This window comes from Herbiconiux sp. UC225_62, from assembly GCF_042694625.1.
GTDB lineage: Bacteria > Actinomycetota > Actinomycetes > Actinomycetales > Microbacteriaceae > Herbiconiux.
This window is the reverse complement of the sequence record NZ_CP170551.1, coordinates 2645383-2671740: the sequence shown is the minus strand read 5'-3', so window position 1 is coordinate 2671740 and position 26358 is coordinate 2645383. Positions and strand designations below refer to the sequence as shown.

At 70.0% G+C, this 26358-nt stretch carries 15 protein-coding genes; 4 read left to right on the top strand and 11 right to left on the bottom strand.

Features of this window, described 5'->3' with window-relative positions:
* Positions 1 to 11 precede the first annotated feature (11 nt).
* From ACFJGU_RS13000 to ACFJGU_RS12985, 4 genes are all read right to left on the bottom strand, one after another.
* A complete protein-coding gene (locus ACFJGU_RS13000) occupies positions 12 to 3797 on the bottom strand; it encodes an AAA family ATPase (protein ID WP_382303926.1) in 3786 nt (1261 codons plus the stop codon).
* A gap of 76 nt (positions 3798 to 3873) precedes the next feature.
* Positions 3874 to 4359: a YbaK/EbsC family protein gene (locus ACFJGU_RS12995; RefSeq protein WP_382303925.1), complete on the bottom strand. Its 486-nt coding sequence runs from the start codon at positions 4357 to 4359 to the stop codon at positions 3874 to 3876.
* 97 nt (positions 4360 to 4456) lie between these two features.
* Complete coding sequence (locus ACFJGU_RS12990) at positions 4457 to 8632, bottom strand: metallophosphoesterase (protein ID WP_382303924.1); 4176 nt, start codon at positions 8630 to 8632, stop codon at positions 4457 to 4459.
* Positions 8629 to 10839, bottom strand: coding sequence for a fibronectin type III domain-containing protein (locus ACFJGU_RS12985; RefSeq protein WP_382303923.1), 2211 nt, complete (start codon positions 10837 to 10839; stop codon positions 8629 to 8631). The genes ACFJGU_RS12990 and ACFJGU_RS12985 overlap by 4 nt, the downstream gene beginning before the upstream one ends.
* A gap of 232 nt (positions 10840 to 11071) precedes the next feature.
* On the opposite strand from ACFJGU_RS12985, the gene ACFJGU_RS12980 reads away from it, so the two are divergent.
* Positions 11072 to 12178, top strand: a complete 1107-nt coding sequence (locus ACFJGU_RS12980) for an LLM class flavin-dependent oxidoreductase (protein WP_382303922.1) — start codon at positions 11072 to 11074, stop codon at positions 12176 to 12178.
* A 75-nt stretch (positions 12179 to 12253) separates the two neighbouring features.
* On the opposite strand, the gene ACFJGU_RS12975 is transcribed toward ACFJGU_RS12980, so the two are convergent.
* Together ACFJGU_RS12975 and ACFJGU_RS12970 are read right to left on the bottom strand one after the other, a co-directional pair.
* Positions 12254 to 12988 carry a VIT family protein gene (locus ACFJGU_RS12975; protein WP_382303921.1) on the bottom strand — a complete coding sequence of 245 codons (735 nt, stop codon included), beginning with the start codon at positions 12986 to 12988 and terminating at the stop codon, positions 12254 to 12256.
* 115 nt (positions 12989 to 13103) lie between these two features.
* Positions 13104 to 14933, bottom strand: a complete 1830-nt coding sequence (locus ACFJGU_RS12970; RefSeq protein WP_382303920.1) for a cell wall-binding repeat-containing protein — start codon at positions 14931 to 14933, stop codon at positions 13104 to 13106.
* A 110-nt stretch (positions 14934 to 15043) separates the two neighbouring features.
* On the opposite strand from ACFJGU_RS12970, the gene ACFJGU_RS12965 reads away from it, so the two are divergent.
* Positions 15044 to 15706, top strand: a complete 663-nt coding sequence (locus tag ACFJGU_RS12965) for a 4'-phosphopantetheinyl transferase family protein (protein ID WP_382303919.1) — start codon at positions 15044 to 15046, stop codon at positions 15704 to 15706.
* Positions 15707 to 15725: 19 nt separating this feature from the next.
* On the opposite strand, the gene ACFJGU_RS12960 is transcribed toward ACFJGU_RS12965, so the two are convergent.
* Together ACFJGU_RS12960 and ACFJGU_RS12955 are read right to left on the bottom strand one after the other, a co-directional pair.
* Positions 15726 to 17057, bottom strand: coding sequence for a M1 family metallopeptidase (locus tag ACFJGU_RS12960; RefSeq protein ID WP_382303918.1), 1332 nt, complete (start codon positions 17055 to 17057; stop codon positions 15726 to 15728).
* 8 nt (positions 17058 to 17065) lie between these two features.
* Positions 17066 to 21049: a Pls/PosA family non-ribosomal peptide synthetase gene (locus ACFJGU_RS12955; RefSeq protein WP_382303917.1), complete on the bottom strand. Its 3984-nt coding sequence runs from the start codon at positions 21047 to 21049 to the stop codon at positions 17066 to 17068.
* Positions 21050 to 21180: 131 nt separating this feature from the next.
* Here ACFJGU_RS12955 and ACFJGU_RS12950 point away from each other — a divergent pair, with 131 nt between their 5' ends.
* Positions 21181 to 21771 (top strand): TetR/AcrR family transcriptional regulator, encoded by a 591-nt coding sequence (locus tag ACFJGU_RS12950; RefSeq protein WP_382303916.1) that lies wholly within the window; start codon positions 21181 to 21183, stop codon positions 21769 to 21771.
* Between the two features lie 34 nt (positions 21772 to 21805).
* On the opposite strand, the gene ACFJGU_RS12945 is transcribed toward ACFJGU_RS12950, so the two are convergent.
* The gene (locus tag ACFJGU_RS12945) at positions 21806 to 23092 is read right to left on the bottom strand and encodes a GNAT family N-acetyltransferase (RefSeq protein ID WP_382303915.1); all 1287 of its coding nucleotides are present in this window, start codon (positions 23090 to 23092) and stop codon (positions 21806 to 21808) included.
* Positions 23093 to 23135: 43 nt separating this feature from the next.
* On the opposite strand from ACFJGU_RS12945, the gene ACFJGU_RS12940 reads away from it, so the two are divergent.
* On the top strand, positions 23136 to 23558 hold the full coding sequence (locus tag ACFJGU_RS12940) for a nitroreductase family deazaflavin-dependent oxidoreductase (RefSeq protein WP_382303914.1): 423 nt from the start codon (positions 23136 to 23138) through the stop codon (positions 23556 to 23558).
* 99 nt (positions 23559 to 23657) lie between these two features.
* Here ACFJGU_RS12940 and ACFJGU_RS12935 read toward each other — a convergent pair whose 3' ends face one another.
* Together ACFJGU_RS12935 and ACFJGU_RS12930 are read right to left on the bottom strand one after the other, a co-directional pair.
* Positions 23658 to 23942: a GNAT family N-acetyltransferase gene (locus ACFJGU_RS12935; RefSeq protein ID WP_382303913.1), complete on the bottom strand. Its 285-nt coding sequence runs from the start codon at positions 23940 to 23942 to the stop codon at positions 23658 to 23660.
* A gap of 49 nt (positions 23943 to 23991) precedes the next feature.
* On the bottom strand, positions 23992 to 26319 hold the full coding sequence (locus tag ACFJGU_RS12930; RefSeq protein WP_382303912.1) for a pyruvate dehydrogenase: 2328 nt from the start codon (positions 26317 to 26319) through the stop codon (positions 23992 to 23994).
* Positions 26320 to 26358 lie beyond the last annotated feature (39 nt).

The window sequence follows — 26358 nt, the reverse complement described above, 5'->3', positions numbered from 1 at the left end:
ACCCGGGCCGACTAGATGTGCACGTGGATGGGTGACGTCTCCACCAGGGAGAGCTCGCGCACGCCGATCACGTTCGCGATGCGCGCGGCGACGGCCTCCGGGTTCGCGAACAACTCGAAGGAGTGCACCCGCAGGTAGTGCCAGCCCAGACGGCGGAGCATGTCGGGCCGCAGCCGCAGCGATTCGCGGAGCGAGGTCGAGTGCACCACCGCATCCGTCTCGATCGCGATGGCTCGGCCGTCGTGCGAGGCCACCAGGGTGAGCTTGCCGCGGTGCTCGAACGCGACATCCAGTCCCCGTGCACCGAGTCGGCGGGCGAGGTCGATGAGCAACGCGTCGCCGGGGCTGGAGAAGGTGTCGGGTGTCGGCCCGTTCTCGGCCTCCTGCAGGATCTGACGCAGGGCGACCACCCCGAAGTTCATCCGGTCTTCGTCGATGTCGGAGGGGTTGAAGCACGACACGATGTCCATGGATCGGCGGGCTCTCGTCATACCAACCGCGAGCAACCGCTCGCCGCCGGGACGAGCGAGCCCGCCGAAGTTGGTGAGCACCCGTCCGTGCGCGGTCTTGCCGTAGCCGACCGAGAAGATGACCCGGTCCCGGCTCTGCGCGACGGACTGCTCGAGCGTGGCCACCATGAACGGTTCGGCACGCTCCTTCAGGATGAAGTCGGCCAGGTCGCTCCGCTTCGCGAACGCGGCGAGTACGGCCTGCTGCACCCGCACGGCGTGCTTCGGCGAGGCCGTGATGACCATCAGCGATTCGCGCGGGTAGTTGATGGCGTGGTCGAGCACGAGCGACACGACCTCGTCGACCTCGGCGTCGACGCTCTCCACCGCGCCGCTCTCGGAGTCGGGCATGCCGCCGCGACCCTCGACGTAGTGGAGGGCCAGGCTGCCGTGACCGAGGAACGTTCCGGCCCAGGGCAGGGAGTCGATCTTGCCGCCGTAGAAACGGTGGTTCACGAGTTCGGCGAGGTCCTCGCCGCCGGCGCGGTAGCTGCGGGTGAGCGAGAGCGTCGGCACGATGTCGGCGAGGCGCGCCAGCGCCGACTCGGAGTGCAGCTCGTCGACTGCCGCGGCATCCACCACCGAGCGCACGCGCTGCTCTTCGAAGGGGCGGATCGCGATCTCGAAGTGCGAGGGCGTCTGCGTCACCGGGTCACCGAACGCGACCACCTGGCGGCCGCGGCGGATGGCGCCCACGTTCTCGGCGAGAGTGGTGGCGCCGGCGTCGACCAGGATCACAGTGTCGAAGGTGATCGCATCCGTGATCTGCGAGACCTCGTAGGGCGACGCCAGCCAGACCGGCGCGAGCACCTTGCCGAGGTGCGGAGCAGCCTCGTGCAAGGAGAAGGAGTCGACGCGATCGGAGCGCAGCAGGCTCTTCAGCGCGGCTGCTTCGTCGGGGTGGTCGACCAGGCCGACGCTCCAAGTCTCGGCGAGTTGCCACGAGAGCAGCTGCCCGTTCATGGAGGCGTGCGCCTCGTCGACGAGCCGGAAGTCGCCTTCCAGCCGGTCGAGCACGCCGGTGTTGGCGCCGAGCAACGCCCGGTCGTCGGCGAGCATCATCTCGAGCACCGACTGCCACCAGGCGAGTTCGAGCTCGTCGGCCACGCCGGATTCCGGCACGTGACGGTTCGACAGGTCGACCATCAGCGGGTCGAGCGAGTGCTCGCGCAGCGAGTCGAGGAGGGAGGTGCGCTCCTGCAGGTTCGCGAGCACCTCGGAGTCGGCGGCGAGGCCCTCGATCATGCCGATGAGCTGGTCGATCGGCAAGGCCGCGAGCTGGCGGGCGGTGCCGACCGTACCGAGCGGCAGGTCGAGCTGCGCCAGATCTTCGGTGACGCGCTGGAACGCGATCTGCACGTCGTTGATGCCGATCGGGATCTCCGGCGGGATGCCGGCCGCCGCGAAGCGGTACCAGAGCGTGCGCTGCTGCTGGATGCGGCGCAGTGCGTCGTTGATGTCGCCGACGTGCACGCCGGGCCGCACGTACTCCTTCGCCAGGGCCTTGAGCCGGCGACGGCTCGTGGACGACAGCTGCGGGGCGTCGCGTCGCGGACTGGTGGCCGCGATGAGGTCGGTCAGCGAGCGGTCGAAGACCACCGGCAGGAACTTGTCGAGCGTCTCGCGCAGGTCGGCGAGGAGGCGCAGGTAGGTGCCGAGCTCGTTCAGGGAGGTGAACGGGCGCATCCGGGTCTGGCCGATGAGCTCGTAGGCGCCGGTGAGCAGGCGCGGAAGATCAGTGGTGTTCAAGCGCTTGGCCAGCTGGTGCGCGCGATGCGCGTCGTCGCTCGAGGAGAACTGGGCGCCGTACCAGGGCGAGTCGTCGGGCCCGTAGCGGAACTGGCCCAGCTCGGCGGCGCGGCTGAGGGTCTTGGCGGCCTTCCCCCGGCCGGTGGCGAGCGACTCGAGCGCCGCGCGGTCGAGTCGGGCCGTGGTGGCGGGCGGGTTCGGGAGCAGCGCGAGGCGCGCGAGCTCGCGCAGCGCATCGAGCACCGAGACCTTGAGCAGCGGATCGACCCGCGACATCGAGGCACGGTAGTCGAGGAGCACGCTGCGCAGGCGAACGAGCGCTTCGTCGACGTCGGCGACCCGGGGTTGCTGCGCCTTCTCGTTGCGGCCGATCGACTGGATGAGGTCGCGCCGCAGAGTGCGCGGCGACACGGCCACACCGGGGAGTCCGACATCCGAGAGCCGGCGGTTGATGCCGCCCAGGCTGAGGCGGCGCGGGCTCACGACGAGCACGCGCTTGTTCTGGGCGACCAGGGCGCCGATGGCGTTCACGATGGTCTGGGTGCCACCGGTGCCCGGCAGGGTCTTGACCACGATCGAGTTGCCGCCCGAGATCTGGGCGATCACGTGCTCCTGCTCACTGTCGGCGTCGAGCAGCAAGTTGTCGGTGGAGGGCGCCCGGTGGTCCTGCGGCGACGGGTCGACGGGGTGGTAGCCGTCTTGCACGGCGCGACGCGAGGCGAGGTTGCCGGCCAGGGCGTCGAGAACCGGGTGCGAGATGTCGGTGCTGTCGGCGAGCATCCCGCCGGCCACGTCGGCGAAGGTGGAGACGACCAGGCGCGGCTGCACCTGGAACCACGGCAGGTGCGAGGTGAGGCTGCGCAGGCGGTCGATGACAGGCTGCGGCTTGAACACGCCGTTCGAAGCGGCGAGGGCGACGAGCGCGTCGCGGTCGACCGTGATCTGGAACTGGTCTTGCAGCACGCGCACGAGCTCGGGGTTGACGAACGGAACGCCGCGGAGCTTCAGCTCGAAGTCGCGCCCGTAGCGGCGCACCGAGATGGGGCGCAGCAGCACGGGGGCGCGGTACTGCTTCTCGGTGGTGTCGTCGGCGCCGTCGGCCTTGCCGCGCCACTCGGCCAGGCCGATTGCGAGGTGCACCGAGTCGATACCGCGCACGGAGCGGAGTTCGACGCCCTTGTCGGTGATGGCGCCGGCGGCGATGCGGGCGTTGCGGAGGGCGAGCTCGTCGCGGATGAGGCTCGAGAGCAGCGTCGCGTTGCCGGTGATGAACTGGGCGAGGCCGCCCGGATGCGTGGTGCTGAGTTCGATGCGGCTCCGCGCGGAGTCGTCGAACGCGATGAGCGGGGACTCGCCGCCGAGCGACGCGATCTCTTCTCGCCAGCGGTCGCGGGTCGGTTCGACGAGGCTCTCCGTCGAGAACACCTGGCCTATCGGGCTGTTGGACGAAGACCGGCCATTGCGACCCCAAGCCGACTCGACGGAGTCGGCTGCAGACGACACATCGTCTGAGTCTCGTTTCTTATCGGCACGCCACACAACGCCACAGTACGTGCGCGGGCGCTTATCAGGCGCTAATCGGCCCGAGTTTCGGAAAGTTGGGCGGATTTCCGCCTCAATCGATGCTGGAAACCACAGCGCCGGGGGTTCCGCCGGTGACGCGCACCAGTTCGTCGAAGGTCGTGGGGTACACCGTGTGGGCGACGCCGGCGGCGGCCCAGACCTGCGGATGCGCGGCCAGCGCCACATCGACGAGGGTGCGGAGCGGCGCAGGATGCCCCACCGGAGCCACTCCCCCGATGGCCTGGCCGGTGGCTTCCTTCACCTGGGCGGCGCTCGCCCGCGTGATGGTGCCGCCGAGCTGTTCGCCGAGCCACTCCGTGTCGACCCGGTGCGCGCCGCTGGTGAGCACGAGCAGCGGCTCCCCGTCGAGCAGGAACACGAGCGAGTTCGCGATGGCCCCCACATCGACCCCGAGCGCTTCGGCCGCGAGCACCGCGGTGCTGGCGGCGTCATCGAGCCACACGATCTCGCCGGTCGCGCCGCCCGCGCCGAGCGCTTCGCGCACGCGCACCACGGCGGGATGGTCGCGTGCGGGCATACCCCCACGCTATCGCGCCCCTCCCCCGCCGAAAAGCCAGAACACGCCGCGACCCACGGGGGCGAAGCGGCGTGTCCTGGCGTTTCGGTGAGGCGGGCTACTGCGCTCGCTGCAGGGCGATCAGGCCTGCCGGGAAGCGGTCGCGGGCGGAGACGTAGACGACGCCCTTCGCCGGGTCGACGGAGACACCGTAGACCTTGTTGCCGAAGGCCGTGCCCGGGTAGTTCGCGATCTCGGTGAGGTCGGCCGCGTTCAGCACCCGCACGCCGCTCGCTTCGAAGGCGTCGCTCGCGTGACCGATGTAGAGGCGTCCCACCTCGGGGTCGACCGCCACCGAGCGGTAGTCCGGCGCCGCCACGGCCAGCGACTGCAGCAGCTCGAACGTCGTCGCGTCGTAGACCCGCACGCCGTCCTCACCTGCGCCGTTGTTCGTGGTGTACAGCCTGTTCGCCTTCGGATCGAACGCGATGCCGTGCGTCTGCCACGTGCTCGCCGAGGCCGTTTCAACCACCTGGATGTTCGCGCCGGTCTGCGCATCCATCACCTGGAAGCCGGTCTGGCGGGTGGCCCCGAAGACGCGGCCGGTGGCGAGGTCGACGTCCATGCCCCGCACGTTCGCGGCGAAGGCGAACGGGCCGCGCACGAGCGTGTCTCCGGTAAGATCCAGCACGGCCCAGGAGGCGCCGTACGCGACGTACAACTCCTTCTTCGCCGCGTCGATGGCGACGTCGCGCACACCCTCGCCCTCGCCACCCGGGATCATGTGGGCGGCGACCACGGCATCCGTCACCGGGTCGATCTCGAGCACCCGCGCCGGGCGCTGCTCGTCACCGACGAACAGGTGACCGGTCGAGGGATCGACCACCGAACCGACCGGCTTGGTGGCCAGCTCGGGGTCCTGCTCGAGGCCCGGGATGGCGGTGAGCGCGGTGGGGGTGTACTCGAGACCGGTGGGCGGTTCGGGGTCGGTCGGGTCGGTGGGATCGGTCGGGTCGACCGGCCCGTCGGCGCCCACACGCTGGCTCACCGTCACGGCGACCGCGTCGAGCTCCGACCCGGGCGGGTTCAACCGGAAGTCGCGGTTCGACACGAACACCCGCTGCCGCTCCTCGTCGATCGAGATGCCGTAGCCGTCTTTGCCGTACTTCGGATCGGCGAGGTCGGCGAGCAGAGCCCCCGTCTTCAGGTCGTGCACCGTGAATCCGCCCGAGCCTGCCGAGGTGCCGGTGTAGCCGACGTAGACGAGGCCGTGCGTGGAGTCGACGTCGAGCTGGCGGGCGTTCACCCGTGACGCCGTCTCCCAGACCTGACCGAAGTTCGCGTTCGCATCGAAGGCCGCGACCTGGATGGCATCCGGAACCTCTTCGAAATAGGCCGCCGTCACGAGTCCGCCGACCGGATCGGCCGCCACGTAATACGCGCCGGCCGTTCCGCCCACCACGCCGAGCGAAGCGCCCGTCGTGGCATCGAGCACCTCGACGCCACGCGACGGAACCGCGCCGTAGACGTAGCCCTTCACGGGGTCGACGTCGATCGAGCGGTTCGACTCGATGAACGGGAACGGGCCACGCACGACCTGACCGAAGTCCGCGTCGGCTATCGAGACGACCACCCAGTTGCGGTTCTGCTGACCGACGTAGAGCAACTGCTTCTCGTCGTCGATGCCCAGGTCGCGGATGTTCTCCGGCAGCGCGATCGTGCGCGTTATCTCATCCGTGTCCGGGTTGATCTCGAAGATGTTCCGGCCGTTCTGGTCGCCCAGGTAGAGGCGATCCTTCGCCTGCGAGAACGCCGACCCGGCGGGCAGCTGGGCGTTCGACTTGTTCACCGAGTCGAGCGACCCGACGGCGTCGTACTCGAAGGTGTCGTCGAGGATGCGCGTCGACACCGTCACCGCCACCGGATCGAGCTCGGAGCCGGGCGGGTTCAGCCGGAAGTCGCGGTTCGAGACGAAGACGCGCTGCTCCTCCTCGTCGACCGAGATGCCGTAGCCGTCCTTGCCGAACGACGGGTCGTCGAAGTCGCCGAGCAGTTCGCCGGTGCGCGGGTCGTGCACCGTGAATCCGCCCGAGCCTGCCGCGGTGCCGGTGTACCCGACGTAGAGCAGTCCGTTGGTGGAGTCGGAGTCGAGCTGCCGCGGGTTGGCGCGGGCGGTCGACGACCAGAGCGACGCGTAGCCGTTCTCGACGTCGAAGGCCTCGATGTTCTTGGCATCCGGAACGTCGCTGAAGTACGTCGTGGTCACGAGACCGTTGGCCGGGTCGGCCGCGACGTAGTAGGCATCCGCGGTTCCGCCGATGACGCCGAGCGAGGCGCCCGTCGTGGCGTCGAGCACCTCGACACCGCGCGAGGGCACGGCGCCGTAGACGACGTTGCGCACGGGGTCGACGTCGATCGAGCGGTTCGACTCGATGAACGGGAACGGGCCCCGCACGATCTGCCCGAAGTCGGCATCGGCGATGGAGACGACCACCCAGTTGCGGTTCTGCTGACCGACGTAGAGCAACTGCTTCTCGTCGTCGATGCCCAGGTCGCGGATGTTCTCCGGCAGCGCGATCGTGCGGGTGATCTCATCCGTGTCCGGGTTGATCTCGAAGATGTTCCGGCCGTTCTGGTCGCCCAGGTAGAGGCGATCCTTCGCCTGCGAGAACGCCGACCCGGCGGGCAGCTGCGCGTTCGACTTGTTCACGGAGTCGAGCGCGCCGGTGACCTCGTAGTCGACCGAACCGGTGGGGGTTCCGGGGTCGGTCGGGTCGTCGGGATCGGGATCGGGGTTGGGCTCGCAGCCGAGGCACGGGCCCGGGTTCGACGGGTCGATCTTTTGCGGCGCCTCGTCGTCGGTCACGGCCTTGCCGGAGGCGTTCTTCACGATGGTGAGCCCGTCGAAGTACTGGCCGTCGGCGGTGCGCGACTCGTAGCGGAGCGTGTCGCCGGCCACGTCGATCAGCTGGTAGAGCTCGACATCGCCCTTCAGCTTCTTGAGGTGCGCATCGTTCTCGGTCCAGAGTCGGGGCCCGGCGTTGGAGTACATCTTCGAGCCGACCACCGACACGGCGTACACCGGGCCGTCGTAGTTGAGCTCGGAGTTCCAGGTGCTCGGATTGCCCTTCTCGGCCTCGTTGCTGTTGCCACGGCCGTAGTTGTGGTCGTGGCCCTGCAACACGAGGTCGACGTTGTGCGACTCGAAGAGCGGCAACCAGGCTTCGCGGATGGCGCGGTTGTTGCGCCCCTCGTCGAGCGAGAACACCGGGTGGTGGAAGTAGACAACGGTCCACTTGTTGGGGTTCTCGTCAAGGGTCTTCGACAGCCACGCCGTCTGCACGGCGAGCGCCGCGGCATCCGTGATGTTGGAGTTGAGCGAGATGAAACGCACACCCTGGTAGTCGGTGTAGTAAACGGTGCCCTTCAAGAGTGCCTCGACCTCGGCGGGGCCGGTCGGGCCGTTGTCGGGGTACTCGAACTGCGCCTGCCACTGGGTGGAGAGCTGCTCGCCCTCGTACTCGTGGTTGCCGGCGGCGGCGAGGAAGTTCTGCGTGCCGAACTGGTAGCCGGCGGCGTCGAACACCTCACCCCACTGCGAGTCGTCGTTCGCGTCGTCGATCAGGTCGCCGGCCTGCAGCACGATGCTCGCGTCGGGGCGGTCACGGAAGGCGTTGCGGATGACGCGGCTCGCGTCGCTCTTGATGCCGTTCTGCACGTCGCCGAGGTAGATGAACGAGAACGGGTCGGCGGTCGCTGCGGCGGTCGTGAAGTGCTGCCACTCGCTGAAGTTGGTGCCGTCGCCCACGCGGTACTGGTACTGCGTGCTCGGGGTCAGGCCGGTGAACGTCACCGTGTGGAAGGTCTCGTCGTAGTTCGCGGTCGACACGTCGGTGTTCTCCGCGGCGTCGACCGTGAGGATGCCGGTCGGGTACGGCGTGGCGGTGGCCACCCGGTACTCGGCCTTCGCGGTGGTGACGCCCTTCGACGTGCGCCAGGTGACGGACTGCGTGGTGGACAGATCGCCCGAGGGCGTGAGCACGATGCGGTCGGGCACCACGGAGGGTCCGTGCTGCTGGATCGGTGTCACGGTGGCGGCGGTCGCTGTCGATGTCACACCGAACACCGGGGTGAGGAGGGCGGCCGCGACGGCCGCGGTGGCGATGCCCGCGAGCATCCGCCTTCCCCGGTTTCGCGTGGAGTGTTTCGTCATGGGCTGACGGCCTTTCGGTGCGGTCGTGCTGCTCGGCGTCGTGCGGCTCGGGGAGTGCGGGTCGGAGGTGAGGTCGCTCATGCGGCATCCCCTGCCCGGCGACGGCGGAGGTACACGAAGGCGAGCGCGATCACGCCGGCGAGCAGCGCCGCTCCGGCGATCGCGATGGTGACGCCGACGCCGTTGACGCCGGTCTCGGCCAGGTTCTTCACACCCGTGGGCTCGGAGCCCGGTGCCAGCACGGTGATGTCGACGGATGCGACACCGCCCGATTCCAGACCGCGCACGACGATCTTGTGGGCGCCCGGGGCGACCCCGGCGGGGATGTGGGCGGTGAAGAAGTACGCGCCACTCGCGTCCGCGCTCGGAAAGCCGAGCTCGATCGGGTCGGAGTGCAGGGTGATCTCGAGGTCTTCGTTCGGCCAGAAGCCGTCACCCTTCATGCTGAGCGAGTCACCGGCCGCGATTCCCGTGGCCGAGAGCAGGATGGCACTGGGGTCCGCCTCAGGCTTGGGCTGAGTGGGGTTCTCGGTGGGCTGGGGCGACGGGGTCGGGCTCGCGGTGGGCTCGGGGGTGGCGGTCGGTTCCGGCGTGGCCGTGGGCTCCGGCGTCGGCGTGACCGTCGGCTCCGGCGTCGGCGTCACCGTCGGTTCAGGGGTAGGCGTGACCGTCGGTTCAGGGGTCGGCGTCACCGTCGGTTCAGGAGTGGGCGTGACCGTGGGCTCCGGCGTCGGCGTCACCGTCGGCTCCGGCGTCGGGGTGGGCTCGGGCGTCGGCTCCGGCGTGGGGGTCGGCTCGGGGGTCGACGTGCCGTCGCCGGGCACCACGGGCATCGGACGCTCCGGCGCACCGATGTCCGCGCGCGTCGAGCCGGGCCCGCTCGCCCAGGCTTCGGTCTCGTCCGTGACGAGCTTCGTGCCGTCATCCGACTTCGTGATGGTGAACGCGTCGAAGAGCTCACCCGTGACCTTGTGGCTCTCGAGGTGCAGCTGGTCACCCACCACGTCGACCGTCTGGTACATCTGCGTGTCGCGGTTCATGCTCTTGAGGTCGGCGCCGTTGGTGATCCAGTTGTTCGACTCGAGCGGGTCGGGAACGTACATCTTGGGTCCGGCGACCGAGACGAGGTAGACCGGGCCGGTCTGGCTCGTCGCCGGGTCGGCGCCGGCGGGGAGGTTCTGCTCGTTCGAGAACAGGTTGCCGCGTCCGTAGGCGTGGTCGTGGCCCTGAAGAACGAGGTCGACGTTGTGCTTCTCGAAGATCGGGAGCCACGCCTCGCGGATCGACGCGTTGTCGCGCCCCGAGGTCACGGAGAAGATCGGCTGGTGGAAGGCGATGACGCTCCACTTGCCGGGGTTCTCGGCCAGTACCCGGTCGAGCCAGGCGGTCTGCGCATCCAGTTCGGCACCGTAGGCCATGTTGGCGTTCAGGGTGACGAATCGCACGCCCTGGATGTCGGTGTAGTAGACGTTCTCGTCGAACTTCTGCTTGATCGCCTCCGTGTCGGCCGGCCCGTTCCGCGGGTACTCGAACTGAGCGCCCCAGTAGCGGGTGAGTTCGGGGCCGGGGTAGTACTCGTGATTGCCGGGCGCCGCGATGATGTTCATGTAGGCGTTCGAGAAGCCGGCCGCACCGAACCACTCGCCCCATTCGGCGTCGGCGACATCGGTGTCGATCAGGTCACCGAGGTGCACCACCGCCTTCGCGTACGGACGCGCCTCGGTCGCGGCACGGAAGGCGCGCGAGGCGTACGACTTCACGTCGTTCTGCGCGTCGCCCTGCACGATGAAGGAGAACGGCTCCGGCGTCGACGCCGGGGTCTCGAACTCGAGCCATTCGCTCCAAGTCTCGCCGTCACCCACGCGGTAGAGGTAGGCGGTCGACTCGGCCAAGCCGGTCAGAGTCGCCGTGTGGTACTTGATGCGGTAGCCGAGGTCGGTCGCGAACTCTGTGGTGCTGGCAGCGTTCACCGTGGTCGACGCCGTGACCGGCCCTTTGGTCATAGCGGCGAGTTGCACCTGCGGGTTCGTGACGTCGACCGAGGTGCGCCACGACACGTTCTGTGTGGCGTAGGGAGCTTCGGTCGGGGTCAGGATGATGCGGTCGGGCACCGCGGATGCGACGTGCACGAGGGCCGGGTTCACCGGCGGCGGATTGAGTCCACCCGCGGCATACGCGATACCACCTCCCAGGCTCGCGAGGGCGACGGCGGTGACGATGCCACCGGCCACCAGGGCTGTGCGGGGTTGCAGGCGCGCCAGGGCGCGCGCGACGTGATCGCTCTTCATACGGGTGAATGTCCTTCGAGAAACGGCTGAGCCGGCTGGGCGCCGCCGACGCTTGGTTCGCCGGCAACGCCGACCACACTATGAGCGGCCGAATGGCCGATCCGGGCCTGTGAAGCGGAGTTCATCCGGCGTTTACCGCTCGCTAGGGAGGGGTCGCAGCTGTTAGCCAAGACGGAGCGTCTCTCCAACGGAAAGGAATATTCCTCGCGCGCTCGCGGCTGAACCCAGGGACATGACTCAGCTCTCCGTACTCGACCTCATCCCCGTCCGCACCGGCCAGTCCTCGGGCGATGCCGTCGCCGCGAGCCTCGCGCTCGTGCGCACCGCCGAGCGGCTCGGCTTCACCCGGTTCTGGGTGGCCGAGCACCACAACATGCCGGCCGTGGCATCCACCTCGCCGTCGACGCTGATCGCGCACTTCGCCGCGCAGACCTCGCGCATCCGCCTGGGGTCCGGCGGCGTCATGCTTCCGAACCACGCACCCCTCTCCATCGCCGAGCAGTTCGCGCTGCTCGAGGCGATGCATCCGGGGCGCATCGACCTGGGCCTCGGACGCGCGCCCGGTTCCGACCCCGTCACCGCCTACATGCTCCGCGGGCAGCGCACCTCGACGGATGCCGACCCGGCCGAGAGCTTTCCCACCGACGTCGAGACGGTGGCGGCGCTGCTCGGTTCCGACCGGGCGGTGGCGAGCGAGCCGTTCGGTGAAGACGACCAGCCCGCCGTGGGCCTCAACATCCGGGCCCGGGCTTACGAGTTGAAGGCGACCCCGGGCATCCGCACGGCTCCCGAGATGTGGCTGCTCGGATCGAGCAACTTCAGCGCCACGCTCGCGGCGAGCCTCGGCATGCCGTTCGTGTTCGCGAACCACTTCGGGCAGCCCGGCATCGACCAGGCGCTCGAGCTCTACCGCAGCCGGTTCCAGCCTTCGGAAGCGCTCGCGGCGCCGAAGACCTTTCTCACGGTGAACGTCTCGGTGGCCGACACCGACGACGAGGCGCAGCTCGTGACGCTGCCTCAGCTCATCTCCATGGCGCGGCTGCGCACCGGCGGAGCGCTCACGCCGCAGCTCACGATCGACGAGGCCCGCACCACCGAGCTCTCGGGGGCCGAGCAGGAGTCGGTGCTGGAGCAGTCGCGGCGCTGGCTCATCGGCACGGCCGAATCGGTGGAGCGTCGCATCCGCGCGCTCGCCGAGCAGTACGGTGTCGACGAGGTCATGGTCTCGCCCGCCGGTGGCGCCTGGGCCGCCGACCCCTTAGACGCCACGCCTTCGCGCGAGCGCGCCCTCGAACTGCTCGCCTCCCGCTTCCCCGAACTCGGCGGCTCCCCCGAGTAACGACGGATTTCAGCGACACCGACCCCGTAGAGAGGGTCGGTCCCTCTCAAATCGGTAGTAACTCATCACCTCCGGCTAGACGACACCGGTCGTTCCGAGCAGCGACCCGATCGCGAAGGTCGCCGCGAGCGCGAGCGCGCCTCCGATCACGACGCGCAAGGTGGCGCGCCAGATGCGGGCACCGCCGATCCAAGCACTCACCGCCCCGGTCAGGATCAGCGCCAGGATGACCACGACGAATGTGGCGGGCACGCGGACCTCGGCCGGGAACAGCAGGATCGACAGGAACGGCAGCAGGGCCCCTACGGTGAACGCGAGCGCCGAGGCACCCGCGGCCTGCCAGGGGCTCACGAGGTCCTCGGCGTCGATGTTGAGCTCGGCCGACAGGTGCGCGGCCAGGGCATCGTGCTCCGTCAGCTCCTTGGCCACCTGCATCGCGGTCTCGGAGCTCAGTCCGCGCGCCTCGTAGAGGCCGGCCAGTTCCGCCAGTTCCTCGTCGGGCATCTCGCTGAGCTCCCGCCGCTCCTTCGCGATCAGCGACTTCTGGCTGTCGGCCTGGCTGCTGACGGACACGTACTCGCCCAGCGCCATCGAGATCGCCCCACCCACCAGACCCGCGATGCCGGCGGTGAGGATGGGCGCGACGGAGGAGGTCGCCCCCGCGACGCCCACCACGATCGCCGCCACCGAGACGATGCCGTCGTTCGCCCCGAGCACACCCGCGCGCAGCCAGTTCAGGCGGCCCGCGAGCCCTTCAACGTGCGGTTCGTGGGCGTGGCCACTCGCCCCGGGAAACTGTGTCGCTGACATGGCTCCAGCCAACCACAGTCGGGCGCCGCATCCGGCGAGCCCGCCATCGTCGATCCGTCAGTTGATGTCGCTCAGGGTCGCTCATAACGACACGAACTGACGGATCGATCGGGGGTCAGCAGCTCGTGAGGCTCTCCACTCCGGCGTCGAGGGAGTTCGGGCCGCCGAGCAGAGTCACCTTCGTGTTGTCGAAGTCGGCGAAGCTCAGCTTCACGGGCTGCGGCACGCAATTCCCGGGTACGACGATCAGCGGCGACCCCTTCGCCCCGGCGAGCGCCGACCCCGCGAGCGCGTCGGGGAAGTTCAGGCCCGTCGCGAGGAACACACGATCGCTGGTTCCGTAGGCATCCTGGTTGATGGCCAGCGAGGCCGCGAACCGGTCGGCGCCCGCCTGCCGCGACACTGTCGAGACGCCGGGCAGCGCGTCGATCGATGATTGCATGCCGGTCGACACCGAGTTCGTGCCGCCCGCGATCGTGACGTTATTCACCTTCAGCGCGCCCAGCAGATCCGCGGTCGCCGGATCGACGGATGCCGCGCCGCCGTTCACCAGGATCACCGGCTTGCCATTGTGGCCGCCCGCCCCGCTCGCGCTCAGCGCATCGGGGAAGTTGAGGCCCGTGGCCACGTAGGCGCCATCGGCCGAACTCGACCCGAACGCATGCATCGCCACATTGCGCGACACCTCGAAGCGGTCGGCGCCGCCGAGGCGGAGAACGTCGAGGCTTCGTGCCTTCAGTCCGGTCGCGATCGCCTCCGAGACAGAATTCGGTCCGCCGACGATCACGACGTGCCGGGCACCGAGGTCGGTGATCTCCTGCGAGACTCCTGGAGTGAGCGCATCCTGCGGGGTCAGCAGGAGGGGCGCTTGGTCTCGGACGGCTGCAGGACCCGCGGACAGCGCGTCTGCGTACCCGGTCCCGGTGGCGAGATAGACAGTATCGGCGCCGTCGGGGTAGGCCTCCTCGGCGATCGCCACCGACTCGGAGTACCGATCAGCCGCCTGGATGCGGTCGACATCGATGTGCGGGTACCCGAACCAGTCGGTGTAGATGATCCAGAAGTTGAGATTGCCGAAGCTCGCGCACTTGCCCTCGATACCCGCCAGCGCATCGGAATCGGGCTGGTACGGCGTGTAGTTGTAGAGCGAGGCGGTGGCTTGAGTGCGGATCGTCAGTTCCGTGCCCCCACAGCCCGCCGCATCGCTGTACTTCACGATGACGGGCACTCCCACTTGGTACTGGGTCGAGCCGGGGTCGACCTTGTAGTCCTTCAGGGTCCAGGCCGCCCAGTACACCTGCTTGAAGAACCCTGCGTAATCAGGGTTGCAGGGTGCGGAGTCCGAGCAGTCGAAGCCGGTCGCTTGCTGATACTGCTTGTCTACCGGCCAGTCGTCGGCGACGAGCTGCGACTCCTTCTGGATGAGCACGAGCAGCGCCTTCTGGCTGACGCCGCACGCCTGTCCGACTTTCGCGATGATCGTGGCCGCCGACTCGGAGCCCGAACCGGTGTAGGCCGTGCAGCGGCTGTCCCCCGCCATCGACGGGGTCGACGTCTTGTAGTCCTTGAGGCAGGTGTATCCGGCTCGGCACGTCGGGACCTGCGCTTGAAGGAAGGCCTGCACGGAACCCACCGACATCGCCGTGCCGGTGTACATGTTCTTGTCGCTGATGATGTCGTCGGGGCGGAAGCTCGTCGTCACGGGCGCGGCGTTCGGAATCGCGACGAGTGAGTCGTCGAGCGAGTAGGGCCCGTCGGTCGACGACGGAGTCGGGGTGGGATCGGGCGTCGGCACGGGCGCATCGGTGGCGGGCGTCGGCGAGCCCGGATCGGCGGACTCGTCCGCCGTCGCCGTGCCGGCGGCACCGCCGGCCACCAGCCCCACGGCCAGCAGAACTCCCAGCAGGCCGGTCAGAGGTTTCGCGAACGCCGACGTCGAGATCATTAGGTGATGCTAGCGGCGCTCGACAGCTGTCGCCCAGACCCGGCGGGTGAACTTTCAGTGCATTCCCACGCGCTACGCTCGTGGCGACCGGAGGAGGGCGAGACGCGACCATGGCAGCATCCCCGTCGTCTCGAACCGACCCGTCCGCCACTGACGTGCTCGTCACCATCGTTCCCGACCAGGGCGACCCCGCCGCCGACCACCGGATGCTCGCCGCCCTCGCCCGGCAGCTCACCCCCCTTCCCGACGACACGACCATCACCCATCACTGCGACGCGTGCGGATCGGCCGAACACGGCCGGCCGCAGCTCTCGGCACACGGCACCGAACCGGTCCCGCCCGTGCACCTGAGCCTCAGCCGCGCAGCCGGCCACGTCGCCCTGGCGGCCACTCTCGCCGGACCGATCGGCATCGACATCGAGTCGCCCTCCGCCGTCCGCACCGCCGGCTTCGACGACGTCGCCTTCGACGCCGGCGAACGCGCCGCCCTGAAAGTCCGCGCCGAAGCCCACGGTCCCCCCGCAGCCGACCGGATGCGCACCCTCGCCTGGGCGGCGAAGGAGGCCGTCCTGAAGGCCGCCGGCACCGGCCTCCGCGCCGACCCCCGCACCGTGCTGCTCGACCTCACCCGCGACGAGGACCCCGCGATGCGCACCGGCTCACCCCGCCTGGTCGTCCTGAGCGAGGCACCGGCCGAGGTGCTGGGTTGTCTGGCCGTGGTTGCCTACGCGCCACCGCGCATCCGCTTCGTCACAGCACCGCGAACCCGCTGAGGTGACGGTCGACGCTGCCCTACAGCTTGGGCAGGCTCTTCGCGTACACCCAGCGTTCGACGATCGGCCCCACCAGATCGCTCCCGGAGCGGGCTTCCATGATCTCCACGAAGTCCTCGGTCGAGACCAACCCGAACCGACACTCCGCGACGTAGGCGCGCAGCGCGTCGAAGAACACCGGGTCGCCTAGTGCCCGGCGGATGGCGTGGAGCGCGAGCGCCCCCCGCTTGTAGACGCGGTCGTCGAACATCCTCTGCGGACCGGGGTCGCCGATCACGATGTCCTTCGGCTGCGCGTTCACCTGGGTGCGATGCGCCGCCGCGTTGGCATCGGCCGACTTGCCGCCGCTCGCCTCGGCCCAGAGCCATTCGGCGTAGCAGGCGAACCCCTCGTGCAGCCAGATGTCGCGCCAGCGCGCCAGCGTGAGGCAGTTGCCGAACCACTGGTGGGCCAGCTCGTGCGCGATCAGCCGGTCGGTGCCATGCGCACCGTCGACGTGGTTCCGCCCGAAGATCGCCAGCCCCTGCGCCTCGAGCGGGATCTCGAGCTCGTCGGGCGTGACGACCACCGCGTAGGCGTCGAACGGATACGGCCCGAACAGTCGGCAGAACAGCGCCATCATGTCGGGCACCCGTCCGAAGTCGATCGCCACCTCCCGCTCGAGCGCCTGCGGGTAGAAGAGCGTCTGCGGCACCGGCTCGAGCGCGAGCGATCGCGATCGGTAACGGCCGATCTGCACCGTGGCGAGATACGTCGACATCGGCTGCCGCATCTCGAAGGTCCAGATGGTGCGGCCTGAGCGATTTGCGCGCAACACCACGGGCCCGTTCGACACCACGGTGTACCCGGCTTCGCACGCCAGCGTGATCCGGTAGAGCGCCTTGTCGCTCGGATGATCGTTGCAGGGGAACCAGGATGCCGCCCCGCTCGGCTGCCCGGCCACGATCACGCCGTCGGCGAGCTCCTCCCAACCCACCTCGCCCCAGGGGCTGCGGATCGGATGCGGCGCCCCGCGATACCGAACCACCACGGTGAACTCCGCCCCGTCGGCGAGCGGCCGTTCGGGGGTGATCACGAGTTTGCGGGGTGTCTCCGCGAGCTTGCGCGGCCGCTCCCCGTCGACGGTCACCTTCACGACGCTGAGACCGGCGAAGTCGAGGCTGAACCGCTCGAGCGGCATCGTCGTGCGCGCGTGGATGACCGCCACCCCGTTCAGGCGATTCGTGGCCACCCGGTAGTCGAGGTCGAGATCGTAATCGAGCACGGAGTAGCCACCGTTGCCACTCGTCGGGAGGTAGTCGTCACCGGCCGACGGTGAGCCCAGAAAAGGTGAGGAAAGGTTGGCTGCCATGGATGTTGTCAAGTCTGCCACGGTGCGATCGGATTGCCCGCCCAGAGCGATCCGCTCGGCACCCGTTCGCCGCGCATCACCAGCGACGCCGGACCCACGCTGGCGTTACGGTCGACCGCGGCGGCCGGCAGGATGACGCTGTGCGGGCCGAGGGTGGCGCCCTCGGCGAGCACGACGGAGTCGAGCTGCATGATGCGGTCGTGGAAGAGGTGGGTCTGCACCACGCATCCACGGTTCACGGTCGACCCATCGCCGAGGGTGATCAGATCGGCCTCAGGCAGCCAGTACGACTCGCACCAGACCCCACGCCCGACACGCGCCCCGAGCGTGCGCAGCCACACGGCGAGCGCCGGCGTCCCGGAGGCGTTCGCCGCGAACCACGGGCGCGCCACCGTCTCCACGAAGGTGTCGGAGAGCTCGTTGCGCCAGACGAACGACGACCAGAGCGGATGCTCGCTGACGACGATCCGCCCCACCAGCAGCCACTTGGCGGCCGTCGAGACGAGGGCGGCGACGGCTCCTGCGGCGAGCATCACGACACCGGAGAGCAGGATGGCCCAACCGAGACCCACCTCGGTCCAGAGCCATTCCAGCGTGACGAGCACGCCGAGTGCGATCCAGGCGGTGACCACCACGGGCACGATCCGCAGGATCTCCCAGATGGCGCGGGCGAGCTTGAGTGAGGCCGGGGGCCGGAAGGTGCGCGCCTCGTCGAAGTCGGAGACCGTGCGCCGCAACCGCACCGCAGGATTGCCGAGCCAGGAGGACCCGCGCTTGCCGTTCTTCGGGGCCGAGGAGAGCACGGCGACGAGTCCGTTGCGGGGCACGCTCCGGCCCGGACCCGCCATGCCGCTGTTGCCGAGGAAGGCGCGGCGACCGATCTTCGCCTTCCCGATCCGGAGCCATCCCCCGCCCAGCTCGTACGACGCCACCATCGTGTCGTCGGCGAGGAACGCGCCCGGCGCGATGGTGGTGAGCGCGGGCAGCAGCAGCACCGTCGAGGCCTCGACGTTACGGCCCACCTTCGCCCCGAGCATCCGGAGCCACCACGGTGTCGCGAGGCTGGAGTAGATCGGGAAGAGCAGGGTGCGAGCGCTGTCGAGGATGCGCTCCGTCGACCAGGCCTGCCACCCGATGCGGCTGCGCACCGGGTAGTAGCCCTCGCGCAGACCGATGCCGAGCAAGCGCACCGAGGCGACCACGAGCAGTGCGTACGCCACCCCGGCCACGATGACGGCCAGCGGAGTCGCGAGCGCCGCGCGGCCGGCGGCTTCGACGATCGTGGCTGGATCGCCGATCGCGGCCCCCACCACGAGTGCGCCGAGCAGCACCGAGACGACCGGCAGAGCGGCCATGCCGAGCGAGCCCAAGGCGTACGCCACGAGCCAGCGCTGGGCGGGCAAAGGCCGAGCCGCCGGCCACGGGCGTCGTGCGGAGCCCACGCGGGTGGCGGGCGACCCGGCCCAACGCTCGCCGCTCGGCACCCGGCCCGATACCGCCGCGCCGGCCTCGACCTCGGCGCCACGGCCGATGTTCGCTCCGCCCAGCAGGGTGCTCCGCGAGCCGATGGTGGCGTCGGCGCCGATGTGGATGCGCCCCACCCGGAAGGTGTCGCCGTCGAGCCAGTAGCCCGCCAGGTCGACCTCGGGATCGATCGCCGCACCCGCACCGACGGAGAGCATCCCGGTCACCGGCGGGAGCGTGTGCAGGTCGACGCCGCGGCCGATCGTGGCGCCGAGAGCGCGGGCGTAGTAGCTGATCCAGGGCGCGCCGGCCAGGCTCACCGATCCGGCCAGCTGCGCGACCTGCTCGGCCAGCCAGACCCGCAGGTGCACGGTGCCGCCACGCGGATAGTCCCCGGGCCGGAGTCCGGCGAGCAGAAGCCGCGCCGCCACCACCGAGATCGCCATCTTGCCGGGCGGCGTCACGAAGAGCACGAACCCCACGAGCACCCACCACCACGAGACGGTGGGGAAGAAGGTGTGCGCTCCACCGATCGAGAGCAGGTTGTTGGCCGCCGCGAGATAGACGAACCAGCGCAGACCCACGATGACGTGCAACGGGATGCCGAGCAGCGTCTGCGCGATGCGGCTGGATGCCGGAGTCACGAGCACCGGCCGGTCGGCCCCGCGGCCCGAGCCGTTGCCGGCGGGAGCGCGACTGTCGAGCTCGTCGGCGAGGGAGCCGATGCGCGGGTGGTCGTAGATGTCGGAGACCCGGGTGTCGGCGAAGCGCTCGCGGATGGCCGACACCAGCTGCGCCGCCGAGAGGGAGCCGCCGCCGTGGGCGAAGAAGTCGTCGTCGGGGCTCTCCACGGGCACACCGAGGATGGCCGACCAGCGCTCCGCCAGCCAGGCCGCCGTGGGTGAGAGGTCGGCGTTCCCGCCGCCTCCGCTTCCGTCTCCGGATGCCGGCAGGGGCCAGGGCAGGGCGGCCCGGTCGACCTTGCCCGAGGTCCGCGTCGGCAGCGAATCCACCACGGCCAGCAGGGGCACGAGCGCTGCGGGGAGCTCTTCCCTCAGCCGGGCGTTCGCGGCGTCCCGGTCGAAGACCGCGCCGTCGGCGAGGGCGAGGTAGCCGACGAGCACCTGGTTGCCGGCGGCCGTGGACTTCACGACGGCGGCGGCGCCGGCCACTCCGTCGAGACCTTGCAGCGCGGCATCCACCTCGCCGAGCTCGATGCGCCGGCCGCCGAGCTTGACCTGGTCGTCGGCGCGGCCCACGAAGACGAGTCCGGCCTCTTCGAAGCGCACGAGGTCGCCGGAACGGTAGGCGCGCTCCCAGCCCAGACTCGGGAACGGGGCGTACTTCTCTGCGTCCTTGACGGGATCGAGATAGCGGGCGAGGCCCACTCCCCCGATGATGAGCTCACCGGTCTCGCCCTCCGCCACGCGGGCTCCGGAGGCGTCGACGACGGCGAGCCGCCAGCCGTCGAGCGGGAGGCCGATCCGCACCGGACCGCTGCCGAGCAGCGACGCGCAGGCGACGACCGTGGCCTCGGTGGGGCCGTAGGTGTTCCACACCTCTCGGCCGCGCGCGGCGATGCGTGCCACCAGTTCGGGCGGGCAGGCCTCGCCGCCGAAGATCACGAGGCGCACGAGTTCGAGCGATTCCTCGGGCCACAGGGCGGCGAGGGTCGGCACGGTGGAGACGACGGTGATGCCGTGGGCGATGAGCCAGGGCCCGAGGTCGACGCCGGAGCGCACGAGCGACCGCGGCGCCGGAACAAGGCAGGCGCCGTTCCGCCAGGCGAGCCACATCTCCTCGCAGGAGGCGTCGAAGGCCACGGAGAGCCCCGCGAGCACGCGGTCGCCGGGGCCGATCGGCGACCGTTGGAGGAAGAGGCGCGCCTCCGCGTCGACGAAGGCGGCCGCGGAGCGGTGGGTGACCGCGACGCCTTTCGGCACGCCGGTCGAGCCCGAGGTGAAGATGACCCAGGCGTCGTCGTCGGGCGTCGGCCCGCCCACCGCTGGGATGGTGCCCGTGGGGGTCGCGAGCGACGGGGTCGAGCCGGCCGGGAGATCGTCGCGGATGTCGCGCTCGAGCTCTCCCCTCTCCTCCGACCGTTCCGGCGACTCCTCCACGGCGTGACGCGTTTCGAACACACCCCCGGCGCCCACCACGCCCACCACCCGCGCCTCGCCGAAGACGAGCTGCGCGCGTTCCTCGGGGTCGTCGGCATCGACCGGCACGTACGCCGCCCCCACGGTCATCACCGCGAGGATCGAGACGTACAGCTCCCGCGTTCCGGAGGGAATCCGGATGCCCACCTTGTCACCCCGCCGCACGCCCGCCCGGCTGAGCACGGCGGCCTGCGTGTTCACGAGGCGCAGCAGCCGCCGATAGCTGACCGCGCCCTCCGGCGAATCGAGGGCGAGGGCATCCGGGTTCTCGACCGCGGTCTGCATCAGAACGTCGATCAGCGTGCGCTCGGGAGTGGCGCGCGCGCCCGCGTCGAGCACGCGTTGCAGATCGGCGTTGTCGTCAGTCACTCGAGTACCTCCGGGTCGGCGTCCGACTCACTCCTCACCGTACGCGTGCGCAGCCTAAGGAGCGGAGGTGACTCGCAGGTGAACAGACGGTGACACGGCGGGGAGAACGAGTGTTCTGGTATCCTCGGGGCATGTCCGCCTTCGCACCGGCCGCGGCTCCCGCCGCCGCACCGCCCAAGGTGTCCGAGGCGCGCGAGCGTCTGGTGCGGGTGGCTTCCGGGCTGTTCTACCGCGAAGGCATCCACAGCGTCGGCATGGACCGGATCCTGGCCGAGGCCAGCGTCACCCGCGCCACCATGTACCGGCACTTCTCGGGCAAGGAGGCCCTCGTGGCCGCCTACCTCGAGCGCGAGGACGCGGTGATCCGCGGCTACTTCACCACCGAGGGCGACCCGGCACCGGCCGAGTCGGTGCGGCTCGTGATCGACGCCATCGCCGACGACATCGGTCGCTACCACACCCGCGGCTGCCCCTTCATCAACGCGGCTGCGGAATACCCGGATGCGTCGAGCGAGGTCCGCGGCATCATCGAACGGCACCGCGAGTGGTTCCGTTCGACGCTCCGCGACGCTCTCACCGCTGCCGGCGTCGCGGATGCCGAGACCGTCGCGGGCTCGCTCGTGATGCTCCGCGACGCCGCCCTGGTCGGCGCCTACCTCGACGGCGTGGAAGTAGCGCGCCCCGTATTCCTGGCCACGGCCCATTCCCTCGCCGGCCTCTGACCCGCCGCCGCGCTCGCACGCGGGGACGACGGGGTCAGAAGTGGGTGATGCCGTAGGGCTGCTCGACCGGCGCGAGCAGGCGGGCGAACGACGCCGCCGCACCCGGCACGTGCTCGGTGATCTGACCGGCCGCCGCGAGCACCCGAGGGTCGGCCCCGCCGAGGTACACCGAGCCCAGCGCCGAGGCGTCGAGCTCGAGATCGGAAGCCGCTGCGTTGTCGCGCACGACCGTGGCCCTCCCGCCCTCGACCTGCATCCGGTACCGCCCCGCCGCGTGCCCGAGCGGGTCGGACACGGCGAACACGATCGACCCCTCGTTCACGTACCCGCGCGCCTCGAACGCCGCGACGACGTCGAGGATGCGCATCCAGAGCCAGTCGTCCACGCTCTTCACCGACACCAGCCGCCAGTCGGCGAGCGCCCAGCGCAGCGGATCGTCAGCGGGCGCGGCGGCGTAGGTCACGGTGGTGACGAGGTCGAGCGACGCGAGGAACTGCCAGAGCCCGAGGTAGGCGTCGGCGTTCTGCGCCACCAGGTCGACGACCTCGACGACCTGCGGATCGGACTCCCAGCCCGAGAACCGGTAGGTCACGTAGCCGTCGATCGCGCCCGACTCGTCGTAGTGGAGCGCGCCGCGGACCGACGGATCCTCCTCGCCCTTCTCTCCGTCGAGACCCGACACCCGACCCCAGTACTTCGTGTGCCGGTCGACCGATCCGACACGCCGTTCGTGGAAACCGGCGAAGATCGCCGGGCCGAGCGTCGCGATCTCCCGCGCGTCGACCAATTCGCACCGCCCCTGCGGCGACGCGAGCAGACGGAAGCGATGGTCGGTGCCCACGGAGATCGAGTGCACGACGGTGGCGACGCCGAAACCGAATCGGCGGTAGATCGTCGCCTCCGAGACCGTGAGCGCGGCGATCGCGTAGCCGTCGGCGACAGCGCGGTCGAGATCGCTGGTCATCATCTCGCGCAGTATGCCGTTGCGGCGATGTGTCGGCCGCACCGTGACGGCTGAGATGAGGTGGGCGGGCAGAGGCGCCGCCCCGCCCACGTTGATCGTCCGTTCGAAGGTGGCGAACGTGGCCACCGGGACCTCGGCGTCGAGCGATGCCTCGGGCCGCGTGCGCGCGTATGCCCCCGTGAGTATCTGCCCATCCTTCACCATGGCAGCGGTCGCCCTCGTCAGGGTCTTCTCGCCGAGCCGCGGCTCGTGGAAGCCCTGCGTCTCGGCCTGCAGCCAGGCCCGGGTGGCGCCGCCACCCTCGCCCTCGGAAGCGGCGGCGAAGGTGCGGAAGTCGTAGTCGGTGACGGAACCCATGGTGCAACGCTACGCGATGCCGCCGACGCGCTAGCGTGTGGCTGTGAGCGACTTCAACCAGATCATCATCGACGAGTTCCGCGCCAACGGCGGCCGGGTCGAGACCGGCGGATTCGGAACGGGGCTCGTGCTCCTGCACCACATCGGCGCCAAGAGCGGAGTCGAGCGGGTCAGCCCACTGCTCGGCATCCCGCAGGGCGACGGCACCCTCCTCATTGCCGCGTCGAAGGGCGGGGCACCGGATGACCCGGCCTGGCTCGGCAACCTGCGCGCGCATCCGGATGTCTCGATCGAGACCGGCGACGGATCGCAGGTGGAGACGGTCGCCGTGCACGCCGAGGTGCTGACGCCCGAGGAGCGCGACGCCGGCTGGCAGCAGTTCCTCGACCGCTCCCCCGGCTTCGCGGCCTACGAGTCGAAAGCCGGCGGACGGATCATCGCTGTCGTGCGTCTCAGCCCCCGCTGACCTCACGCCCCGCGAAAAGGCCCGCTAAACGGTGGTGGAGAGGGCCGAAGCCCTCCCCACGCAGGAGTCTAGCAAGTTCGCCGGGTGAACGGCGAATGATCACCGGGTGAGCAGGTCCGCCCGCTCGGGATGCCGGTCGAACCACCGCCCGACGTACCAGCACATCGGCACCACGCGGTAGGACGTCGTGGCCTCGACATCGTCGACCGCGTAGGTCACGATCTCGCCGGCCAGGCCCTGTCCGCGCTTCTTCGGATCGGTGAAAGTGTGCGTGAAGGAGATCGTGTTCTCGTTCACGACGTAGTCGACCGCACTCGCCATGGCTCCGTCGACGCGGAGGGTGTAACGGTGCTGATCGGCGTCATGACTGAATTCGCGTGCCATGATCCCACCCTACGTCCGCTTCGGGCGGTGATGGTCGGAACGGCCGCCGTCAGCGCACGACGTCCAGCGCGGCGCTCACGATCGACTCGACGTCGATGCCGTGGTGCCGGTACACGTCGTCGAGTCCACCCACCTGCCCGAAGTGGCTGACCCCGAGGTGGCGGGCGGCCACCCGGTTGATGCCGGCCAGGAACGACAGGGTGTGCGGATGCCCGTCGAGCACCGTGACCATGGGCCGGGCGCGGGCCGCGGGGAAGAGCTGACCGAGGATCCAGTCGGGCGCATCCGTCAGTCCGTCGCGCGCCTGCACGGCGTCGAAGAGCAGCCCGGGGCTCGTGACGCACACCACGTCGACCGGCACGCCGAGGGCTTCGAGCCGCTCGGCGGCCACGAGCGCGTCGGGCACGAGCGCGCCCATGGCGACCAGGGTGACCGCAGCGGCTCCCGATCCCGCCTCGCGCAGCACGTAGCCTCCCGCCACGACCTGCCGGCGTCGCCGCTCCCGCGCGGCGGGATCGACGGGCACGGCGCACAGTCGCTGATCCACGGGCTTCGTCGACAGTCGCAGATAGGCCGAGCTGCCGTCGGGACGCCCGAGGCGACCCAGCGAGGCCAACAGGGTCCACTCCACGTCGATCGCGAAGGCCGGCTCGTAGCTCACGACCCCCGGCTGCTCGAGGCCTATCGAGGGCGTGGTGATGGACTGATGGGCACCGCCCTCGTACGAGAGAGTCACGCCCGACGGCGTGCCGACGAGGATCGACTGCCCACCTGCGTAGACACCGTACGACCACGGCTCGAGCGCCCGTCCGACGAAGGGGTCGTAGAGCACCCCGATCGGGAAGAGCGGTTCGCCCCACCGACTCCACGTGGCGCCCAGCTCGCCGATCAGGCTCACCAGGTTCACCTCCGCGATGCCGAGTTCGATGTGCTGGCCCGTCGGCTGCTCGCGCCAGTGCACGGTGGTCTCGGCGTCGTCGCTGAACCAGTCGGGCCGGTCCTCGATCGACCACACCCCCACCTTGTTGAGCCAACCGGCGAGATTCGTGCTGGAGCTCACGTCGGGGCTCACGCTCACCACGCGACGGGCCGCCTCCGGCGCCCCCCGGGTGAGGTCGAGCAGGGCCCGGCCGAGCGCGGCCTGGGTGGTGGCCGTGCCGGAGGGCGTGCGACCGAAGTCGGTGGGCACCGCCGGCGGTTCGGCGAGCGCGACCGGTTCGCGGTGCAGCCGCTGCGCCGTGGCGGCGCAGAGCCGGCCCGCCTCACTCTCCGCGTCGAAGGTCGACCAGGGCGCATCCGGGTGCTCCCCCAGTTTCACCGCGAGCTCGGCGTACTGCGTCTCGGTCAGGAGAGAGGAGTGGTTCTGCGGATGCCCCTCGAGCGGCAGTCCGTACCCCTTGATCGTGTAGGCGAGGATGGCGGTGGGCCGGTCGTCGTCGATCTGCGCGTAGGCCTCGCGCAGCGCATCGAGGTCGTGCCCGCCCAGATTGCGGATGGCGGCGAGGAGCAGCTCGTCGTCGATGCCGTCGATGAGATCGGTGATCGAGGCCGAGCGCTCCCCCGATCCGGGTAGGCGCTCCCGCAGTTCCGCGGCGGTGCATCGCAGCAGGCGCTGGAACTCCGGATTCGGCATCTCCAGGATGCGGCGGCGGAGCGCCTGCCCGCCCGGGCGCGCGAGCAGCTCTTCGAGCAGCCGCCCGAAGCGCACGGTGATCACCTGCCAGCCGGCGGCCTGGAACAGCCGCTCGAGCTTGCCCGCAGCGATGTTCGGAACCACGCGGTCGAGCGACTGCCGGTTGAGGTCGACGATCCACACGATCTCGCCGAGCCCGGCGACGCCCTGATCGAGCACCGCCTCCCACACCGCCCCCTCGTCGAGCTCGGCGTCGCCGACTAGCGAGTACTGGCGGCCTCGTCCGGCGGCGTCGCTGAGACTCCCCACGTAGCGGCGCGACACCGCGCCCCAGATCGGGGCCGTCGCGCCGATGCCGACCGAGCCGGTGGAGTAGTCGACCGGATCGGGGTCCTTCGTCCGGCTCGGGTAGCTCTGCAGACCCCCGAACTCACGCAGCGTGGTGAGGTACCGCTCGTCGAGTTCGCCGAGCAGGTAGTTGATGGCGTGCAGCACGGGCGAGGCGTGGGGCTTCACCGACACGCGGTCCTCCGGTCGCAGCTGACCGAACCAGAGCGAGGTCATGATCGACACCATCGAGGCGCTGGAGGCCTGATGCCCGCCGACCTTGATACCCGACGGGTTCGGGCGCACCCGATTGGCGTGGTGGATCATCGAGGTGGCCAGCCACAGCACGCGGCGCTCGATGGTCTCGAGAGCTGCAAGGGTGGGAACGGAGTCCGCGCGCGCGATCGATGTGCTCATAGTGACACCTATGGCACCACTACGGCGCAGAAGGCACAA

What these genes read in the sequence shown, in the direction of transcription:
- ACFJGU_RS12950 (WP_382303916.1), top strand. Translation starts at nt 21,181, where the DNA reads ATGTCCGCCTTCGCACCGGCCGCGGCTCCCGCCGCCGCACCGCCCAAG.
- ACFJGU_RS12985 (WP_382303923.1), bottom strand. Translation starts at nt 10,839, where the DNA reads ATGAAGAGCGATCACGTCGCGCGCGCCCTGGCGCGCCTGCAACCCCGC.
- ACFJGU_RS12935 (WP_382303913.1), bottom strand. Translation starts at nt 23,942, where the DNA reads ATGGCACGCGAATTCAGTCATGACGCCGATCAGCACCGTTACACCCTC.
- ACFJGU_RS12930 (WP_382303912.1), bottom strand. Translation starts at nt 26,319, where the DNA reads ATGAGCACATCGATCGCGCGCGCGGACTCCGTTCCCACCCTTGCAGCT.
- ACFJGU_RS12970 (WP_382303920.1), bottom strand. Translation starts at nt 14,933, where the DNA reads ATGATCTCGACGTCGGCGTTCGCGAAACCTCTGACCGGCCTGCTGGGA.
- ACFJGU_RS12965 (WP_382303919.1), top strand. Translation starts at nt 15,044, where the DNA reads ATGGCAGCATCCCCGTCGTCTCGAACCGACCCGTCCGCCACTGACGTG.
- ACFJGU_RS12960 (WP_382303918.1), bottom strand. Translation starts at nt 17,057, where the DNA reads ATGGCAGCCAACCTTTCCTCACCTTTTCTGGGCTCACCGTCGGCCGGT.
- ACFJGU_RS12990 (WP_382303924.1), bottom strand. Translation starts at nt 8,632, where the DNA reads ATGAGCGACCTCACCTCCGACCCGCACTCCCCGAGCCGCACGACGCCG.
- ACFJGU_RS12975 (WP_382303921.1), bottom strand. Translation starts at nt 12,988, where the DNA reads ATGTCAGCGACACAGTTTCCCGGGGCGAGTGGCCACGCCCACGAACCG.
- ACFJGU_RS12980 (WP_382303922.1), top strand. Translation starts at nt 11,072, where the DNA reads ATGACTCAGCTCTCCGTACTCGACCTCATCCCCGTCCGCACCGGCCAG.
- ACFJGU_RS12945 (WP_382303915.1), bottom strand. Translation starts at nt 23,092, where the DNA reads ATGGGTTCCGTCACCGACTACGACTTCCGCACCTTCGCCGCCGCTTCC.
- ACFJGU_RS12995 (WP_382303925.1), bottom strand. Translation starts at nt 4,359, where the DNA reads ATGCCCGCACGCGACCATCCCGCCGTGGTGCGCGTGCGCGAAGCGCTC.